Below are 20,364 nucleotides of genomic sequence, written 5' to 3' on the forward strand. Positions count from 1 at the left end.
CAAAATAAAAGTGAAAATTTAATGAAAATAGTATAAAAATTAGTTGAATTTATAAATTTTGTTTTAATTTACTTTCCTTACTAAATTTCTTAAATAAATCCACTATTATTGGTATTATTGAAACAAAAATTATGCCAATCGTTAATAAACCAAAATGATTTTTAATAACGGGAATATTACCGAAAAAGTAACCTAATGACACCATTAAACCAACCCAAATGGTTGCACCGAAAATATTGTACGGTATAAATTTGGAATATTTCATCTCGCCAACCCCTGCAACAAACGGTGCAAATGTTCTAATAATAGGAATAAATCTTGCTAATACAATAAACTTAGGACCTTTTTTGTTATAAAAATCTTCAGTTTCACGTATGTATTTTGAATTTATTTTTTTACTTTTAATTAATTTTCTTCCTAGTTTGTTACCAATTAAATAATTCAATGAATCACCTATGGTTGCTGCGATTATTAAAAGAATTAATAGCACATAAAAATTTAATAAATGTAAAGCTGACAGTGCGCCTGCTGTAAAAATTAATGAATCTCCTGGTAAAAACGGTGTCACAACAAGTCCGGTTTCCAATAAAATAATTACAAGCAAAATGATATATGTTAATGATCCATAATGTTGAACAAATGATAATAAATGCTGATCTAAATGCAAGATCAGATCAATAAAATTTTTAACAATCTCCATGTAAATCCTCCCAAATCTCTTTTTATAGCTTATCTATTTTTAATAACTTGGAATAATTTTGAAATAGGAATTTTAATCGTAAAAGTACTCCCTTTTCCAAGTTCACTATTCACTATAATTTCCCCATGAAAAGAATCAATAATCGATTTGGCGATTGATAATCCAAGTCCAGTGTTTCCCTCTTCCCTAGACCTATGCTCCTCTATACGAAAAAAACGATTAAAAATTTTCTCTTGTAATTCCGGAGCAATCCCAATTCCATTATCAATTATTTCAAAAAAGAAGTATTTTGCTTTTTTCTCTATCATTACATAGTAATTTAGTGAAATCGTACTTTGTTCAAATGAGTATTTCAGTGCATTATCAACAAGGATGCTAATCAACTGCTTAAAACTTTCTTGATTCGCCTTAATGATAAATTGTTCTTCATTCATCATGTGAATATGTTGTTTTTTCTCAGTTGCTTTGTATTGCCACGCCTTTTGTATTTGTTCAGTAAATGTATCAATCCTAAATTCTTCAATATTTACTTTGGCGATTTGTTTGTTATCGAGTCTTGCTAGAAAAAGTAATTGATGAACGAGATTACGTGTATCACTCAATTCCTTTTTTAAATCGGATAATGTCTCTTGTCCAAAATCAGATAGGCGGTCTTGTTCAGTATTTAGTACATCAATACCTGCTTGTAATACAGATAACGGCGTTCTTAGTTCATGCGATGCGTTTTCTACAAACTCTTGCTGTTCTTTATAAGATTTAATAATCGGTTCCATTGCCTGACTTGTAATTTTTTTGCCAAAGTAATACGCCATAAAACAAAAGATTATTGAAAGTAGAAACGAGATACTAATAAACTGTTTTATTAAATAAACAACCGACGACAAATCTTTACCACTATAAATCGTTCCGATGTAATGATTTGATGAATCGAATATTTTTTCCGTAACAATCATTAAATTTAATTCTTCTTTATCGTGAGGGGCTATTCGTTTTATTACTGCCTTATTTTGATTTGGGTTGATCTTATTTAAAACTTTTTCAATATCGATTGTATACCCAGGTGTCGTTTCATCATAGATTTCATATACATTATTTTTATTTAGAAAATAATTAAAATAAACTTTTTTACGATTATGTTTTCTAGGGGTAGTATTATTATCAGTAGTAAGAGATGAAGCATTTATTTTTACTTCTTTTACTTCTGCTTTTAAAACTGCAATTAGATCACTCTTTTGGTCTAAATAAATATAAAAAGACAATACAACCCCAACTGAAATATTAAATAATATAATGAAAATCATTAAAATTCTAAGATTAAAAAATGTTAATTGCTTGCTGATTTGTTGAAATAATGATGTTTCATTTTTCGATTGTATATCCAACACCTCTAACACTCTTTATATAAGTTTTCTGATTTGGTAGATCAATTTTTTTTCTAAGGTTTTTTACATAAGCATCAACTGCATTGCTTGTAACTTCTGATTCAATCCCCCAAACTCTTTCAAATATTATTTCTCTAGTGAGCACGATTCCTCTATTTTTCACTAATAAATCAAATAATTGTAACTCCCTTTGAGTTAAAATGATTTGTTCATTTCCTCTATTTAAACTAAAGTTTGTCCGATTATAAGTTAAGTCTTCAATCGTAATAAGTTCTTCTTGAAGTGGCGCAAAATTTCGACGGTTAAGCACTTTAATTCTTGCAGCAAGTTCACTAAAATCAAATGGTTTAATTAAATAATCATCCGCTCCAGCTTCTAATCCTTCAACACGGTGATTAATACTATCCCTTGCGGTTAACATTAAAATCGGCCCTTTAAACCCTTTGCTCCTTAACCTTTTGCATATTTCTAACCCACTAATTTCAGGTAACATCCAGTCTAAAATAAGTAAATCAAAATCATAGTGAATAGCTAATTCCAATGCTTGTTTTCCGTTAGTTGTCCATTCGATTTGAAATGGCGTTTGTGTTTTTAATAAATGAGTCGTCAGCTTTCCTAATTTTTGATCGTCCTCTGCAAATAAAATCTTCAATTTTGATCTCCTCTATTTATGTTCTTTAGTCATTAGAGATTAATTTCTTTCTTAGATTTAAAGGTAATTTTTTAATTATTATTTCGTAAAATCTCAATAATATTTTCATTAATGGTTCTGTAAATGACGTAGTTTTTAGTACGATTGTTGCCGATATTGCAGCTAAAATAAATGCTCCAATAATATCAAATGGATAGTGTACTCCTACATAGATTCGTGAAATTCCAACCAATATCGCCCATGCAAGTACATATTTAGCTAAACTATTTTTTCTAAGTAATAATATAATTGCAGTAGAAAATACCAGTGTCCCGTGATCACTTACAAAAGATGAATCAGAGGAATGTGTAATTAGTTTATTCACATGATGATTAACAAACGGTCTGGCGTGATAATAAAATTGATGGATTATAAAGTTACAACCAAGTGCTAGTATAAGAGTTAAAACAATATAAAAAGCAGTATATTTGCGTACATTACCTTTTTGAAACCATAAATAGCACAAAAGTGCGATTAGAATTAAAATGGCAGATTTAGATAAAAAGATCATCAAGTTATCTAAAATCGGCCAATTGCCAGCTAATCCATTGATGAGTTTAAATATTGTGTAGTTCATTTAAATTTCCTCCATTTTTTAGTTCGGAAATGATTATACAAAAGTTTTATGAAAAAATGATGAAAAAAAAAGAAAGATTATTGGTAAATGAAAAAGGACCTATTAAAAAATAGATCCTTTTTGTTTATTCATTATCATTTTCGAATACATGTTTATATATTACTTCTGCTAGTTCTTTTTCTACATCGAATCTTGTATTTTGTGTTAGATCGAATTGGCTTCCGTTTAAAATAAAGATGATGCCAAATTGTTTTTCTTCATGCCAATATAGATTGCTGATTAAACCGTATGCTTCACCTGAATGTCCAATCATTTCATTATATTCAGGAAGGAAGTCGTGAGTAATATGAAAACCAAGACCCATTTTACTAAAAAAATGATTCTCTTCTTCTCTTGACCATTGAATTGATTTCATTAATTTAGACGTTTTTGGTTCTAGAATTTGTTTTCCGTTTAGCTTTCCATTTAACATATGTGCTCTTAAAAATTTACTTAATTCAATTGCAGTTGTCCTTAGTCCACCTTGTGGTTCAAATAAGCCTCCGTGATTTCCTATTGTATAATCATCCCAATAATTTTCTGGATATTCATTTTGTTTAACATCTTCAATTGTTATTTTAAAGCTTTGCATATCATTATTATGTTCATAAAGGTTTGCAAGTTCATTGCTGCTATTAATATTTGAATAGGAAAAAGCTACATTCTTCATTTCTAAAGGATCAAAGATTGTTTGTTTAATGTATTGATCAAATCGTAACTTCGAGATTTTTTCAATAATTGCACCACAAATAATAGCTCCAATATTCGAATATACAAATTGACTTCCTGGTTTCCAGTCACCCCAAATTTCTTTCATAAAATATTTACCATTTTCAATAAGTAAATCTTTAAGTTGTAATGAAAAATTTGAATGACCTTCTCTTATAAACTTTGCATAAATGCTGTTGGATAGTTCGTCTGAGTTGAGAGATGATGTATGGGTTAAGATTTGTCTGATTGTAATAGCTTCATTTGGAAAATTTGGATTTCTTACTTCGAAGCCTAGATAGAGACTAATATCTTCATCTAATTTTAGTAAATTCCTTTCAAATAATTGCATAATTGCTGTTGCAGTAAAAAGTTTGGAAATTGAAGCAATACGAAACATCGTATTTTCAGTAACTGGCTCTTTTGTTTCTAAATTTCGATAACCAAAAGCATCTGCCCAAATAAGCTGTTCATTTAATACAGCTGCTGCCTGACAACCGACAATTTTATATTTTTCCATAACTATTTGAATATCTTTAGTGATATTTTTATTTTTTTGTAAATCAAATTTGTTTGGCAAATATACCATCTCCAGTCCTGAGAATTTAGTGAAAATTATGTAAAAAACTGTAAATTTTCGCTGTAGAAAAATATTTTTTAAATGAAGCGTTTACAAAATTATTTTAATATTGTAATAGGGCTTTCCTGTTGCTAAAATGAATCTTAGAAAATGGATTTAAGGGGATAGAACGAATGATTTTGATTGAGGTTTTTGTTTATGCAGGAATTATCGCTGCGAGCATTTCAGGTACTTTGGTTGGTATTCAAAAGAAGTTAGACTTATTTGGTGTTGTTTTTTTAGCTGCATGTACAGCATTGGGCGGTGGATTAATTCGTGATATTATTTTAGGTCAAACTGTACCGAATGCTTTTGCAAAACCTCAATACTTTATCGTAAGTGCAGTTGTTTCAATTGTAACATGGTTATTTTATCAACATACAAAGCAATTCCAAACAACTTTAATTCTTACTGATGCAATCGGTCTTGGTGTTTTTACTGCTGTAGGTTCATACTCAGCTATTGATCATGGGTTAAAAGGTTCTTTTTTAATTATTTCAATGGGATTAATCACTGGAATCGGTGGTGGAATTATGCGTGATGTATTCGCTAGAGAAATTCCATTTGTATTCCAAAAAGAAATTTATGCAATTGCAGCCATTATTGGTTCTGTGACAATTTTATTTACACATGGCGAATTTACGAAGCTTCAATCTTTATATATTTGTTTTCTAATTACAACAGCTATAAGAATTATTGCTGTAAGATACAAAGTTAATTTCCCTATTAGAAAAGTTAATGATAAATCATTTATAGCTTAGCATAATTGTTAAGCTATTTTTAATGGTCCTAATTAACTATCAATTAGGACCATTAATCATTTACTTAGAAACACAATTTGATTCTAAGAATTCTTTATATAAAATTTCTTTTTGTACATATTCTTTTAATTCATCAATTACATCAGCTACTTTAGCAAAAGCTTCAGGTTTTACGATTGTATCATTTTCGAAATCAACTGGATCTAAAATTAATTGTTTCGGTAATGCATTTCCATACACTCCACGCACTACTGTTCTCATATTATTTAAAGCATTGATACCGCCTTTTCCACCACCAGCTACTGCTAATAATGAAATTGGCTTTTTCTTGAATGGCTCAGAACCTAATAGCTCTACTAAGTTTTTTAAAGCCCCGCTCATCGCATTATTGTACTCTGGTGTACACATAATGATCCCATCTGCTTTTACTAATGCTTCTTTAATTGATTTAACTGAATCTAATTCTTTTTGCGCAAGCTCTCCATTATAAAGAGGAACTTGTTCAACAGCTAAATCTATAACTGAATAATTATAAGATTCTGCAATTTGTTTTGCTAAGAATCTAGTTCTCCCATTAGCTCTTGGTGTACCATTGACTACAACGATATTCATTTATTTTCCCCTCACATTGTCAAATATTAATTGTAGTTTTTTGACAAACTTCTTCAAATTCTTTGAAACTACATTTTATAGTATAAATGAAATTTAAACATTTGCCCAATATTTTAGGTGTGAATTTAAAGAATAATTAGACTTGAAATATTTTGAACAAGAATTATATTAATTAATAAGACCTACTTCCACCTTTTTTTTAAAGTACACCTATTTTCTATGATTGATATAATAATATAGATTAGTATATACTTATTTGACAGAATATTGAATTTACAATCGAAATGGATGTGAAGCGTATTGGGGAAAATGGCAGGAAATAAAAAGGCAACCATTAGTATAATGATCGCAATGGCTACATTTGGAACAGTGGGCTTCGTCGCACCTAAAACAGGACTAGAAGCAATTGATTTAGTGTTCATAAGATGTGTTTTTGCGAGTATATTTTTAATCTCTGTTTGGTATTTTTCAGGATTAGCGAAAAGAGAAATATTTAATAAAAAAGATATTACTCTCTCATTGTTTAGCGGTATCTTATTAGTATTGAATTGGGTATTCTTATTTAAGTCATTCGAAAATTTATCTGTGACAATTTCAATTTCAATTTACTACTTAGCTCCAGTTATTTTATTTTTATTAGGAAGCTTAATTTATAAAGAAAGAATAACATTAGTACCGTTATTGGGCGTTTTAAGTAGTTTTATCGGATCAATTCTTTTATCGGGACTGGCTTCTGATTTTTCAATTGATAAACTACTTTCTTCAGGAGTTATTTGGGCTTTTCTCGCTGCAATTTTTTATGGATTTTTATTGATTGTAAATAAAGGAATCACACAAACAAGCTCGTACTTTACTACATTGCTACAAACAACATTAGGCTTTCTACTATTAATTCCTTTTGTTAAGTTTGGTTCGTTTCAACACTTACATCTTGAAAACTGGAGTTTTATTTTAATAATCGGTTTTGTACATACTGGCATCATATATGCATTATTTTTTGGTAATATTCGATTTTTACCTTCTAATATGATTGCAGTATTAACATTCTTAGATCCTGCGGTTGCTATTGTGTTAGATACAGTAATTACTGGATTTAAACCAACAAAAACACAAGTAATTGGAATTTTTCTAACATTTTTAGGTATTGCCTTAATTTTACTACTGAATTCTCCGAAAAAAGTATCGCAAAATTCGAATGAAAAAATAGCAAATTAAATATTCATACTGCAAAAGAACTGTATCTACATTGTCAAATAATACTAAAAAGACTATAATAAAAATATATAGAATATAATAAAAAGGGATGTGCTGCGAACACACCCCTTCCGAGTAGTGATTGTAAAGTTGCTTTCCTCGGATCCCAGTGAAGAAATAATCACCACAACCAGTCGAGGGGTACGGTGGTTATTTTTTTTTGCTCATAGAAATGATAATACCGATTATGCTAAAGATTACAGTTGCAGTTATTCCAACACATTGAATAATTAAATTTGCAATCTCATAACCAGTCACCATATCACCTCCCTTCTTACCGAAGAAAGGCACCCACCACAACTCTACTCTACCTAATTTTACCATAATTCTATCTAAATTACCAGAATGTACGTTCTGTTTTTTGCTTTTAAAAATTGAACTGATATACGAATTTCTGAACGTTACTAGCTATATAAATAAAAAAACTCATCTGTAATTTTCACAAACGAGTTTTAGATCAAATTATTTTATTCTTTTTTAATTTAAAAGATATGTCATCAATAAAATTACAAATACCGATAAACCTGCTGATATTTTTAAGTTCCTACCTAAATTTAAATGATTCATCATATCTCCTACTTTCAAAAATATTATTTTTCTGATATAGTTACAACTTGTTGTTTTTCATAGATATTTTAGAAAATTCGTTAATTGCTACAAGTTCATCATACTAAATATTCTGTTTTATTACCATGAATAAAATGTGAACAATATTCTTTGAACGTTTTCCAACAATATTAACTGTTATATTGACATACTTATTTACTCGAAAGCATAATAAAAAACTCATTTCAAATTTACTTTGAAGATGAGTTTTTTTTTCGTTAATTATTTTGAATCAAACGTTGATATACTGCCATCATATCTCGTTTATTAAGTTCTCTAATTCGATTAAATATTGGAATATCTTTAACTTCCTCTGATAATTGGTTTTCAGGAACAACATCACTTACTTTACCAGTAAGCCACGTTTCAACCTCTACTTCTTCAACTAGCTGTTGACGTCCACTTTCATTGATTCCACTTGCTAAACAGCTAACACAAGGTATTGTTAATTTATATACTCCGTCATGAAGATTATCTTCAGAAATTACTTTCTTTCCTTTACAGAACGGACAAGGATTGCTTGCTTTTACTTTATTAATTAGTGTAACGATTTTTTTATAGCCAAATGCTTCATAAACATATGTTAGTTTTTTGAATTTACCATTTGTGAAATACTTGTCTATAATTTCTTCTCTAGTTTCATATATGTCTTTAAAATCAGTTAGCGTTACTAAGTTTTTACTGCTTATTTCTTCAATATTTGTTTTAATGCGATCCCAAAATGGTAATGCATTTTGTAATACTACTTCATATCCCACAAAACTTGCTTGTTTTATTTCTAGCATTTTTAAGGCAACTTGTTGTTCTCGAGAAAGCAATGAAACTTCTACAGTTAAGGCAGTTTCTCCACCAACGATTGATTTTATTTTTTCTAAGACTGGCAGTTGGCCAACTGTTTTGATCACTTGATCTACTGGTTGATTTATAATCTCACGAATATCAAATTCACCAAACATTAATTTTTTGCGGTGCTTTAATACTGTCCCTTTACAAATTGGACATAAGATTTGTTCTTTTGAAGTCTTCATATCCTCTTTAATAGATGATTTTGAAATTGACATATATCTTCCAATGATAATGTTAAAGCCTTCCCATAATCTTTGGGTTTTTCCTGCTTTGTCATAAAATGTTTGATCCCAGTATCCATATAAAAAAGTATGTTTTTCGGCTTCATTCATCTCATTATAACTTTTACTAATATCTTGACCTAGTTCATTTCTAATTTCATCAAAAAGGAATTGTAATTTTGGATATTGGTAATATTTTAACACTTCCATTACATCTGGATGTAATAACCCTTCCCAAAAAGGTACATCTTTATTTTGGATTACTACATTGATATCAAATTTTTCAATTACTCGACGACCAGAACATGATGGACAATGATTATCTTGACTATAAAAGTCAAAACTTCTTGTATCTTTGTTAGTCGGATGTGCCGCTACAATTTGATTGATTAGCCCACCAATTTCATACAAGAATGTATATTGACTATATAAATGTCTTTCTAAATCGATTGCTATAACAGGAACAATCGCATCTGATTCATATTCTCCATAAATAAGTCTTGCCATTGATGAAAGACTTTTTAAAATTCCACCTTTATAGATGTTTTCTGCATTTTTAAAATAATTTATCTGATTTTCTTGTATATATCGAACGCCATTTTGTACTTTAAGAGCAGATGAAATATGCGTATGACGCTCAGATTTATCTGTTTTTATATGATTAAAATGGTCATCATGACTAACAACATCCAGTAGTTCAACATGGCTAGTCTTTCTTTTGCCAAAATCTACAATATAATCCGAGCTTTCTAACATGTATGCATTATGTTCAATCATCATAATGGAGATCGAATCATCTTTTAGAATTTCTCGAACACTATCGATGAATTGATTTAAAATATTTTGCGATAAACCTTTAGAAGGTTCATCGAAAATGAATAGCGTATGCGGATTTCTTGAATTCGAAAATAATTCAGATACTAAATGGACACATTGAAATTCGCCTGTTGATAGTGTTTGTGTTTTTCTTTCTAGCGTAAGATAGCCAAGACCGAGTTTAATTAGTAAGCTTAATCGTTTATGTGCGATGTCTTCATTCGGTAGTTCCGGAAGTATATCTTCAATTGAGCGTTGAAAAATATCATCAATTTCATCACTATATTTTGTTAATTTTCTTTTAATATCTAAAAATGTAGCAACCGTTGATCGGCTCGTAATTGATTGGTTGCGATCCTGTCCAACCATCACTAATTTATCTTTTGGATATCGCTTTAAAAAATCTTTAGACATACACTCATTTACTAGAGTTGATTTCCCGCATCCAGACTCGCCTGTAAATGTTATCAGTCTATTTTTAGGGATTTGAATTTCAGCAATTTGGATATTACGACAATGTAGATCTTTAAATTCATAATACTCACTTGGCATAGCCTTATTTCGTTCCCAATAAATTGGCTTTGGTCGCGGAGATTCTTCTACGATTTTCCCACCATATTTACCACTTCCTGGTCCGAAAAATACTTGATCATCTGTCGCATTTAACACTGTATCGGAATGGTCAATTAACCAAATTTGGTTTTTAAATCCTAATTCTTTTATCTCATCTAAAATTCTAATTAAGGTTTCATGATCAAGACCAACTGAAATTTCATCAATGATAATAATTGTATTTTCACTAGTTGCCATAAATTCCCCTAGGTAAAGTCGCGTTAATTCTCCACCAGATAAAGTGCCAGTAATTCGATTTAATGATAAATAGCCAATATTCATTTTAATAATATTATTAAGTAAATGCTGTTTTGCCTCGCCAATATGTAATTCATCCGCAAGAGATAAGATTGTTTCAACACTTAAATTATTAATATCGGAAATAGAATGTGGCCTACCAAATAACTCTATTTTAAATTCCTCAACCTTTTGATTATAACGTTTTCCTTTACATTTTTTACATTCAATATTTTTCGTAATGCCACGGCCTTTACAATCAGGACACCAACCTAATTCATTATTAAACGAAAAAACTTCAGGTGATTGATGAAACAGTTCACCAAGTCTCACACGGATGTCTTTAAAAACACCAGTATGTGTTCCAAGGGTAGAACGTGGATTAGTAGAAATAGATGATTTACCAAGGAATAGTACTAATGGCATATCTTCCATATTAATCGCACTAAAGTTTGTTTCCATTATGTTTGGAAATAAATATTGATATTCTGCTTTAGGTAATAATGAAACCAATCTTTTCTTTGATTCCTCACCAATTGTTTGACAAAAAGTTGTTTTACCAGAACCAGATAATCCTGCAATTCCTAACGAATGATTCTCAGGTAAAATTGCATCTAATTTATTAATATTATTTGCAATTAATTGACTTATTTTCAAATTCATATCCTCTCTTGTCTCATAATATTTAATTTAATTATGTATGTTCATTCCTTATATGACCTTTAATTAATACAAATATACTTACATTATTTATTTTAACAATTTAAGACAATTCAATCTATATTCTGCAAATAATTAAATCAACTTTAAAAGTGGATTTTCACTAAAAATTCAATAAAACGAAATTTAATTTCTTGATTTTTTAGATTATTTTGAAATTTTGTTTCAAATTTTATAGACATAACTTTCCATTTTTGGTAGTTTTATATTATGTAAACGCTACTATTTTAATAGAAAGTATGGTGGAATACTTATGAAGAAAAGAAAACTTGGAAAATATGCGATTGCTGCTACTGTAGGTGCATCACTATTATTGCAACAAATCCAAAATGTTCACGCAGAAACTACTTCACAGTACTCAGTCCCGCCTAAGCATGAACTACGAGCAGCATGGATTGCATCAGTAACAAACATTGATTGGCCATCAGCAACTGGATTGTCTGAAATGCAACAAAAATCGGAGTTTATTAAACTATTAGATGACGTAGAAAAGATGGGAATGAATTCGGTAGTTGTTCAAATTAAGCCGACAGCTGATGCCTTTTATCCTTCAAATTATGGTCCGTGGTCTAAATATTTAACTGGTACGCAAGGTAAAGACCCAGGCTATGATCCACTTGCATTTATGGTTGAAGAAGCACATAAACGTAATATTGAATTTCATGCATGGTTTAATCCATATCGTATTACAATGCCACGTACGGAACCAGGTGATGCTACATTAGCTGATTTAAATACTTTAGCCGACAATCATCCTGCAAGAAAGCATCCTGATTGGGTAATTCCATATGGAAAGCAATTATATTTTGATCCAGGTAATCCAGATGCTCGTCAATTTATTATTGATGGAATTATGGAAGTTGTAAAAAAATATGATATTGATGCAGTGCATTTGGACGATTATTTTTATCCCTATCGTATTGCAGGGCAAGAATTTCCTGATCAGGCTTCATATGTAAAATATGGTAAGCAAAAATTTGCTAATATCGACGATTGGCGTCGTGACAATGTTGATCAATTCGTAAAACTACTTCACAATTCTATTAAAAAAGAAAAATCCTATGTCAAGTTTGGTATTAGTCCATTCGGAGTTTGGAGAAATATCGCCAAAGACCCTACTGGTTCAAATACAACTGCCGGTCAAACGAATTACGATGATCTATTTGCAGATACTAGAGATTGGATTAATAAAGATTACCTAGATTATATTACTCCTCAAATTTACTGGAATATTGGATTTGATGCTGCTGCTTATGATACTCTAGCCAATTGGTGGTCCAATGAAGTAAAAGGTAAGAATATTGATTTATATATTGGACAAGCAGATTACAAAATTAACGCTAACAATGAAGCGTGGGCGCAACCTGATGAATTACCAAATCAAATTGCCTTAAATCGCACTATTCCTGAAATTAAAGGTAGTATGCATTTTTCAATTAAAGACTTGAATCGTAATCCACTTGGTATTAAAGATCGATTAAGCCAAGATGTATATAAAACAAAAGCATTAATCCCATCGATGCCTTGGTTAGATGACCAAGCACCAAAGAAACCGAAATTTGAAAATGCTGTTCGTACAAAAGATGGAATTCAGCTTACTTTAAATACTCATCCGAATGATAAAGATGTTTCCTATTATGTTGTCTATCGATTTGATGGAACACATAAAGACAGTACAGATGATCCAAGAAACATTTTAACGACAGTTCGTAAATTAGAAAGTGGTAAAACAACTTATCTTGATACAACTGCAAATATAAATGAAGACTACACATATGAAATAACTGCGGTAGATCGACTTCATAATGAAAGTAAAGTAAGTAATCAAATAAAAGTGAAAGCTGGAAAGAAATAATCAAAAATTAAAAGAGCTTCCATTTTTGTGGAAGCTCTCATTAATACAAGCATTTTAAACAGTTGCAGACTTCATAATTACAGCTTTTATCATAAAATAACTAATTTCAGCAGGCAATTCATCCTTAATTGGTCTTAACTTCTCGCTTCCAACTATTTTAATTACTTCCTTAATTTGGTTTTCAAGATCACTTGGAACTACTTCATCCCAATCAAATTGATCATCTTCCATTGCACCTTGTAGAATATGATTTTCAACTGTAGTTGTGTTTAAACCTCTCTCATTTGCAATTTCAGCAATCGTAAGACCATTTTGATAAGATTCAAATGAGATTGTATGAGAACTCACTTTTTTTATGGTTTGAGTTTTCGGTCGCACTATTTGCTCTTCAATCTGATTATCTTCTTTATATTTCTGGATTACTTCTATAAATTGCTTACCAAATTTTTGTTGTTTTTGTAATCCGACACCTTTTGCCTGTAGAAATTCCTCTTCAGTAGTAGGTAATAAGTTACATAAATCTCGTAATGTACTATCAGAAAAAACAACAAACGGTGGTACACCAAGTTCGCTAGCAATTTCTTTTCGTAAACTACGTAATTGATTAAATAAATCATTATCAACATTAGTTGTTTCAACTACTTGGATATCTTCTTTTTTCATTACATTTATTTTATTTAATAAAACTTCTCTTCCACTATTTGTAACCGTTAATAATGGAAATTTGCCACTAGTAACGCCAATATATTGTTCGGATGTTAAATAATCGATTAAATCTCCAACACTTTTAAGCGTTCGACCTTTGAATAATCCGTATGTCGTTAATGTATGAAAATTAAAGTCTAGTAATTTTTTATTCGTAGAACCGGTTAAAACTGAAGCTACCATCGTTTTACCGAATCGTTCTCCCATTCGAATGATACAGGATAAAACAATTTGAGCATCAATCGTAATATCAATTGCAGTACGTTGATCGATGCAATTACTACATTTCCCGCAAACATGTTCACTTTCATCACCAAAGTATTTTAAAATAAAAGCCTGTAAACATGTTTCGCAATAGCTGTAATCTTTCATTGATTGTAGCTTTGAAATTTCTTGTTTCAGTCTTTTTGGATCAAAAGTAGACTGCTCAATTAAAAATCTTTGAATTTGTACATCTTGTGCACTAAAAAGTAATATGCACTCACTTTCTAAGCCATCTCGCCCAGCTCTTCCTGCTTCTTGATAGTAACTTTCCATGTTTTTAGGCATTTGGTAATGGATTACGTAACGTACATTACTTTTGTCAATTCCCATTCCAAATGCATTTGTAGCAACCATCACATTAATATTATCTTGTAAAAATGCGTCTTGTTGTTTTGATCGCTCAACATCGCTTAAACCTGCATGGTATTTACCAACAGAAATACCAAGATTCTTTAACTTAATTGTAATATTATCTACTTCTTTTCTAGTTGCAGCGTAAATAATACCAGATTCGTTTTTATTTTGTTTTATGTAATTATTTATATAATCTAATCGATTTTGACCTCTTATCACTTTAAATGACAAATTTTCTCGTTCAAATCCTGTAATAATCGCGGTTTCCTCTATAATACCTAGCTGATCACAAATATCAGATTTAACTTGCGGAGTTGCAGTTGCAGTTAGGGCTAATATTGTAGGTTTTGTAGGAAGCTCTTGAATTAAGTTTTTTATGCGTAAGTAGCTTGGCCTAAAATCATGTCCCCATGAAGAGATACAGTGAGCTTCATCTACAGCAACGAGTAAAATTGGCAATTTTTTCAACTCATTTATAAAACTTTCTGATTCCAATCGTTCTGGAGCAACATATAAAATTTTATACTCTCCATAGCTTAAATCCATCATTCTTTCATTTACTTCATTATAAGAAAGTGAACTATTAATAAATGTGGAAGGTATACCTACTTGATGCAATGCATCTACCTGGTCTTTCATTAATGAGATTAAAGGAGAAATGACGAGGGTAACTCCTTGGAGAATAGTCGCTGGAATTTGATAACAAATCGACTTTCCACCACCTGTTGGCATAATACCAGCCGTGTGTTTGCCTGATAAAACTCGTTCAATAATTTGTTCTTGTCCCGCTCTAAAATTTTCATACCCAAAATACTTTTTTAAGTTTTCTCTTGCAACTGTTAGCATGTAAACCTCCTTTTTATATTTTCTAATTACAACTCTATTTTACTATAAAGTAATTGATGTAAGTAGACTTCTTAACCCATTTTCAAAATTTGCATTATCTTCTTTTTGACGTTTTTTAGGTCCTTTCACCCTACCACCTGCATTTCGAATTTTTTTAGAAACATATCTAGTATGTAGAAGTGAATCGATATTTTCATTTGTATATTGAAAGCCATTCTGATTTAAAACATATGCCTGTTTTGATAAGACCATTGCAGCAAGACCATAGTCTTGTGTAATGATAACATCTCCTTTAGAAACTCGGTTGACTAACGCAAAGTCAACGGCGTCCGCCCCTTGAGAGATGACAATTGTTTCTGCACCTTCTCTTTGCATAATATGAGCAGTATCACATAATAAAAGGACATTAACATTAAATTCTGCTGCAATTTTTATTGTTTCTGATACGACTGGACAACCATCTGCATCAATTAAAATTTTCATTTTCTTCTTCCTCTTTCAATTGTTCTTTTAAAAGATTTAATTCTAGATCAGTTAAATGTCGCCATTTGCCTATTTCAAGATTTTCCAAATGGATATTCATAATTCGAATTCGCTGTAATTTAACGACATTATAACCAAAATTTTTTGCCATTTTACGAATTTGTCTATTTAAACCTTGTGTTAAGATAATTCGAAATGTGAATTCATCTATCATTGAAACTTTACATTTTTTTGTTAGGACATTCCCAATGAGTACGCCATTTGACATACCATTAATAAAATCATCGTCGATTGGTTGATCGACAGTAACAATATATTCTTTTTCATGACCATGTTCACTATGTAAAATTTTATGTGCAATCGGCCCATCATTTGTAAGAATAATGAGTCCTTCAGAATCTTTATCTAGTCTTCCAATTGGAAAAAGTCTCTTTGGATAATTTACAAAATCGATAATATTCCCTTCCACTGTGCTTAAACCAGTACAAGTAATCCCTACAGGTTTATTTAGAATAATATAGTCTTTATCATTTGTTAATTCAATTACTTCATCATTTACTTGTACAATATCTTTTTCTTCAACTAAGCTGTTTTTTTCAGCAATTAATCCATTAATTTTCACTTCTCCTGAAGCAACTAATCGTTCTGCCGCTCTTCTAGAACAATATCCTGAAGCGCTAATAAATACATTGATTCTCAATCCTTATTCCTCATTTTCTAGACTTTTTTCTTTATCATAACAAAAAGTGTTGTGAGAGAACAGATTCACAACACTTTTCAATACTTAAATCGACACTTCTTTAATGAAATTAATAAAATCTAAATTGCCGCGTTCTTCAGCAATTTCAATCGGTGTTTTACCAGAATTGTTATGTAAAAGTTTAGCTCCGTTTTTTAACAAAAGCTCAGCAATAGCAGTATTCCCTTCAAATGCTGCAATATGTAATGGCGTATGACCTTCTCTATCACAAAGATTAGGATCTGCTCCATTGGCTAATAGAAAATCAATAACTTCTTTCGATTTGGCACCTGCAATTGCTGCATGTAGAGCAGTATTTTTCGGTATAAAAGATAGCTTAGAGTTTGAAATTGCGTTAATTTCCGCACCATTTTTCACTAAAGTTTTCACGACTTCAAACTGGCCATAGTGTGCCGCAATTCCAAGTAGTGTTAGTCCATGCTCATTTTCATTATGAATTAAATCTTGATGATCCCCCAATATTTCATTAACCTCAGATACTTCTCCTTTTTCTGTTGCATCAAATAATTTACTAATCAAATCTTCCATTGCTATACCTCCTTATTTCTACATTCAATTTGTAAACATTTTAAAAATAAATGATGCTTTTTATTTAAAATTTTCGCCTCATCCAGTTTAATCGGTAATAATTGAATTGTATTTCCTTTTTGCATTTGTACAAGTTTCCAAAGGTCTGAAACGATTACGGTACCTAATGTTGCATAGCCACCAGTAGTTTGTGAGTCTGCTAGAAGGATTATTGGTTGTCCAGTTGGCAATACTTGAATCGTTCCAAAAGTAGTTCCTTCCGATAGGATATTTGAATTAAAAGGTTCTACATTAGTCTTAATTGTACTTAAATACATGCCCATTTTATTAAATGTGCCGATTGTGAGAGGTTTAGATAAAATTTGAAATTTTATATGGTATGGTATTTTGTCAAAATGACTACTTCTAATAAATTTAATCGAATTATGCTTAGGATATTTTGGAATAAACTCATGCTGAAGTCCACGTTTCATCAGCTTGAATGTAGTACTTGATCCATAAATTAATGTACCTTTAGTTATTACTAATCCGAGGGAAGCAGGTGTATATGTTGATTGACTTTCAAAATGAAATTCACTTTTAATTCCACCAGGTACTGATATATATGAATAAACCCCATTAACTGCACCATTAAAATCTAGAATATCATCTTTCTCTAAGTCTATAACTTTATACATTTCAGCCGCTTTACCGTTTAAACTGGGCTTTAAATTCCCACCTGTAATCACAATTGAAATTTGATTTAATGCTTTTAAAACTATACCTCCAAAAGCAATTTCGATACTCGCAGCATTAAACTTATTTCCTAATAATAGATTTCCAATTTGAAATGCCAACTGGTCCATTGCGCCAGATACGGGAATGCCAAGATGTCTATATTTTTCCCTCCCCATATCTTGAATCGAAATCGACACACCTCTATTTAAAACTTCAAATAACTCTTTCAAAGGACACTACGCTCCTATTGGTTTAACGATAATATGATTGTCATTAAATACATTTTGTAATTCCAATGCTAATTTAATCGAGATGTCAGAATCACTATGGATACAAATTGTATCTGCTAGAATTGGAATAACCTTTCCAGAAATTGTAGTGACAGTTTTGCTTGTTACAATTTGAAGAGCTTGATCAATCGCATCTCTTGTATTATGATGAACTGAGTTTGCTTGATTACGAGGTACTAATAAACCTTCATCAGTATAAGTTCGATCGGCAAATACTTCTGAAGCAAAAGGGATATTCATTTCAACCGCTGCTTCAATTAATTTACTATTTGCTAACCCATATAAGACTAATGAAGGATCGAATTCCTTCATTGCTTTCGTAATTGCTAAAGCTAGATTTAAATTTGTAGCAGCCATATTGTAAAGTGCACCGTGAGGTTTTAAATGATTGAGTTCAGTTTGATTTACTTTGCAAACCGAATAAAGTGCACCAATCTGGTATAGTACTATTTTGTATATTTCGTCTTCGGTAAACTTCATTTCTCGTCTACCAAATCCGAGTAAATCTGGAAAACCCGGATGCGCACCGATTGATAAATTATATTGCTTAGCTATTTTTACTGTTTCATATATAACGAACGGATCACCTGCATGAAGCCCACACGCAATATTGGCTGATGTAATATGCGGAATAATTTGCTCATCATTTATTTTGTAATTTCCAAAGCTTTCGCCCAAATCACAGTTTAAATCAATTTGAATCAAAATAATGCACTTCCTTTTTAATCGAATAGTTGTCCTTTTCTACCATTTGTTCAATTTGATTAAACTCTTCATCAGTAATTTCAAAAAAATTTATCATATCCCCAGCTTTAAAGTTTTCTGTACCATTATTTTTCGTTGAAAACACTTCAATCGGAGTACGACCAATAATATTCCAACCACCTGGAGATTCAAATGGATAAATTCCAGTTTGATTACCAGCAATGCCTACTGAACCTTTTAATACGTTTTTTGGTTTAACCAGTCTTGGAGTTGCTAGAGCAGGATTTAATCCACCTAAATATGGAAACCCCGGTATAAAACCAATCATATAGATTGGATATATTTCTTCTAAATAAAGACGAATGACTTGATCTGTTGTTAGATTATTTTGCTCTGCAACTTTTTGGAGTTCTGTGCCAAAATCAGAATGAAAACATACAGGAACTTCATAGATTGTCTGTTCTTTATTATTCGGAGAATCATTGTAGTTTTTAAAAAGGAAATCAATTTCATTTTTTATTTCTGAAAAAGAAAAATTAAGAGAATCATAGTAAATCGTAATTGAATGATACGAAGGTACTACACCTGATATTTTAGTTTTTATATGCTTATTTAGATAATCTGAAAAAGTATGGACTAAATTATTTATTTCATTTGAAATCGAATCACCTAAATAACATATAATTCCAGAGCATCCTACTGGAAAAATAGTCAATTTTGGTTTAGTCATTATGACTAATTACTTCTATTGCAAGCTTAATTGCCTCCGTCAAATCCCTCTGTGACCAACTTGGCAACTTTCGGTCAATTACCGCTAGCTCATGAGAAGCAGGAATGTGAATAAATCCACTTGGAATTTGTTTTCTTAATTTCTTTAGTTCATTTAGCATTTGATACATAACGTTATTACACAAATAAGCCCCGGCAGAATTTGAAATTTCAGCAGGTAAATGGTGTTCATTTAAAACATCAACAATTTTTTGAATTGGAAGTGTTGAAAATAATCCATCAGGACCTTCCAAATCAATTTTTGCGCCAACAAATTTATTCCCTTTATTATCTGCAGCACCATCATTGCAATTTATTGCAATTCGCTCTGGCGTTATTTTAGATCTTCCTCCGGCCAGACCTAATGAAACCACTGCGGATGGATTATAAGTATCGAATAAATTAAGTAACTCATTACCTGCAGTATTAAAATCAACAGGTAAAACTTTGCCGATTATTTGATAAGATCCAATCACTTGACCATTTAATTCTTTCACTATTTCTTCTGTAGGATTAATTGAAAAGTTCAAAAAAGGTTCAAAACCTGTTAACAATAATGTATTCAAGTGCTCTCAGTCCTTTGGTAAGATTTATATAGTAGAATACTTCTACAAAATGAATTTGAATTCCTTTGAATATGTAAAAGTTTAGGTTTTACATAAGAAAATGTTAGTTTTTATTGATAAGC

The 20,364-nt window shown here is 30.8% G+C and carries 18 protein-coding genes; 3 read left to right on the top strand and 15 right to left on the bottom strand.

Annotated features, from left to right (window positions below):
• Nucleotides 1-49 precede the first annotated feature (49 nt).
• The 5 genes from ACFCYN_RS17420 to ACFCYN_RS17440 all read right to left on the bottom strand — a co-directional run bounded on the left by ACFCYN_RS17420 (nucleotide 50) and on the right by ACFCYN_RS17440 (nucleotide 4,677).
• Nucleotides 50-700: a VTT domain-containing protein gene (locus ACFCYN_RS17420; protein ID WP_172444690.1), complete on the bottom strand. Its 651-nt coding sequence runs from the start codon at nucleotides 698-700 to the stop codon at nucleotides 50-52.
• A gap of 29 nt (nucleotides 701-729) precedes the next feature.
• Complete coding sequence (locus tag ACFCYN_RS17425) at nucleotides 730-2,085, bottom strand: sensor histidine kinase (protein ID WP_375950643.1); 1,356 nt, start codon at nucleotides 2,083-2,085, stop codon at nucleotides 730-732.
• On the bottom strand, nucleotides 2,060-2,734 hold the full coding sequence (locus ACFCYN_RS17430; protein WP_375950644.1) for a response regulator transcription factor: 675 nt from the start codon (nucleotides 2,732-2,734) through the stop codon (nucleotides 2,060-2,062). Before ACFCYN_RS17430 ends, ACFCYN_RS17425 begins: the two co-directional genes overlap by 26 nt.
• Before the next feature lie 25 nt (nucleotides 2,735-2,759).
• Complete coding sequence (locus tag ACFCYN_RS17435) at nucleotides 2,760-3,350, bottom strand: undecaprenyl-diphosphatase (RefSeq protein WP_172444693.1); 591 nt, start codon at nucleotides 3,348-3,350, stop codon at nucleotides 2,760-2,762.
• Nucleotides 3,351-3,474: 124 nt separating this feature from the next.
• Nucleotides 3,475-4,677 (bottom strand): serine hydrolase domain-containing protein, encoded by a 1,203-nt coding sequence (locus ACFCYN_RS17440; protein WP_375950646.1) that lies wholly within the window; start codon nucleotides 4,675-4,677, stop codon nucleotides 3,475-3,477.
• 173 nt (nucleotides 4,678-4,850) lie between these two features.
• Here ACFCYN_RS17440 and ACFCYN_RS17445 point away from each other — a divergent pair, with 173 nt between their 5' ends.
• Nucleotides 4,851-5,477, top strand: a complete 627-nt coding sequence (locus ACFCYN_RS17445; protein ID WP_172444695.1) for a trimeric intracellular cation channel family protein — start codon at nucleotides 4,851-4,853, stop codon at nucleotides 5,475-5,477.
• A 60-nt stretch (nucleotides 5,478-5,537) separates the two neighbouring features.
• Here ACFCYN_RS17445 and ACFCYN_RS17450 read toward each other — a convergent pair whose 3' ends face one another.
• Nucleotides 5,538-6,089, bottom strand: coding sequence for an NADPH-dependent FMN reductase (locus ACFCYN_RS17450; RefSeq protein WP_098118429.1), 552 nt, complete (start codon nucleotides 6,087-6,089; stop codon nucleotides 5,538-5,540).
• Between the two features lie 309 nt (nucleotides 6,090-6,398).
• On the opposite strand from ACFCYN_RS17450, the gene ACFCYN_RS17455 reads away from it, so the two are divergent.
• Entirely contained in the window at nucleotides 6,399-7,304 is a 906-nt protein-coding gene (locus tag ACFCYN_RS17455; protein ID WP_375950662.1) for a DMT family transporter, read from the top strand.
• 863 nt (nucleotides 7,305-8,167) lie between these two features.
• Here ACFCYN_RS17455 and ACFCYN_RS17460 read toward each other — a convergent pair.
• Nucleotides 8,168-11,338: an ATP-binding cassette domain-containing protein gene (locus ACFCYN_RS17460; RefSeq protein ID WP_375950649.1), complete on the bottom strand. Its 3,171-nt coding sequence runs from the start codon at nucleotides 11,336-11,338 to the stop codon at nucleotides 8,168-8,170.
• A gap of 316 nt (nucleotides 11,339-11,654) precedes the next feature.
• Between ACFCYN_RS17460 and ACFCYN_RS17465 the strand changes: the two genes are divergently transcribed.
• Nucleotides 11,655-13,256 (top strand): glycoside hydrolase family 10-like protein, encoded by a 1,602-nt coding sequence (locus tag ACFCYN_RS17465; protein WP_375950650.1) that lies wholly within the window; start codon nucleotides 11,655-11,657, stop codon nucleotides 13,254-13,256.
• 54 nt (nucleotides 13,257-13,310) lie between these two features.
• On the opposite strand, the gene recQ is transcribed toward ACFCYN_RS17465, so the two are convergent.
• From recQ to ACFCYN_RS17505, 8 genes are all read right to left on the bottom strand, one after another.
• The gene (recQ, locus tag ACFCYN_RS17470; RefSeq protein ID WP_375950652.1) at nucleotides 13,311-15,425 is read right to left on the bottom strand and encodes a DNA helicase RecQ; all 2,115 of its coding nucleotides are present in this window, start codon (nucleotides 15,423-15,425) and stop codon (nucleotides 13,311-13,313) included.
• Nucleotides 15,426-15,467: 42 nt separating this feature from the next.
• Entirely contained in the window at nucleotides 15,468-15,908 is a 441-nt protein-coding gene (locus ACFCYN_RS17475) for a YaiI/YqxD family protein (protein ID WP_172444699.1), read from the bottom strand.
• Complete coding sequence (locus ACFCYN_RS17480; RefSeq protein ID WP_172444700.1) at nucleotides 15,892-16,608, bottom strand: pseudouridine synthase; 717 nt, start codon at nucleotides 16,606-16,608, stop codon at nucleotides 15,892-15,894. The genes ACFCYN_RS17475 and ACFCYN_RS17480 overlap by 17 nt, the downstream gene beginning before the upstream one ends.
• Before the next feature lie 84 nt (nucleotides 16,609-16,692).
• Nucleotides 16,693-17,196 carry an ankyrin repeat domain-containing protein gene (locus ACFCYN_RS17485; protein ID WP_172444701.1) on the bottom strand — a complete coding sequence of 168 codons (504 nt, stop codon included), beginning with the start codon at nucleotides 17,194-17,196 and terminating at the stop codon, nucleotides 16,693-16,695.
• Between the two features lie 2 nt (nucleotides 17,197-17,198).
• Entirely contained in the window at nucleotides 17,199-18,143 is a 945-nt protein-coding gene (locus tag ACFCYN_RS17490) for a 5-oxoprolinase subunit C family protein (protein WP_172444702.1), read from the bottom strand.
• Nucleotides 18,144-18,149: 6 nt separating this feature from the next.
• Nucleotides 18,150-18,905 (bottom strand): 5-oxoprolinase subunit PxpA, encoded by a 756-nt coding sequence (locus tag ACFCYN_RS17495; protein ID WP_172447617.1) that lies wholly within the window; start codon nucleotides 18,903-18,905, stop codon nucleotides 18,150-18,152.
• Nucleotides 18,895-19,638 (bottom strand): 5-oxoprolinase subunit PxpB, encoded by a 744-nt coding sequence (gene pxpB, locus ACFCYN_RS17500; protein ID WP_375950655.1) that lies wholly within the window; start codon nucleotides 19,636-19,638, stop codon nucleotides 18,895-18,897. The genes ACFCYN_RS17495 and pxpB overlap by 11 nt, the downstream gene beginning before the upstream one ends.
• A complete protein-coding gene (locus tag ACFCYN_RS17505; RefSeq protein ID WP_375950657.1) occupies nucleotides 19,631-20,242 on the bottom strand; it encodes a pyroglutamyl-peptidase I in 612 nt (203 codons plus the stop codon). The genes pxpB and ACFCYN_RS17505 overlap by 8 nt, the downstream gene beginning before the upstream one ends.
• Between the last annotated feature and the right edge of the window lie 122 nt (nucleotides 20,243-20,364).

This window comes from Gottfriedia sp. NPDC056225 (genome assembly GCF_042267765.1).
Lineage (GTDB): Bacteria > Bacillota > Bacilli > Bacillales > Bacillaceae_G > Gottfriedia.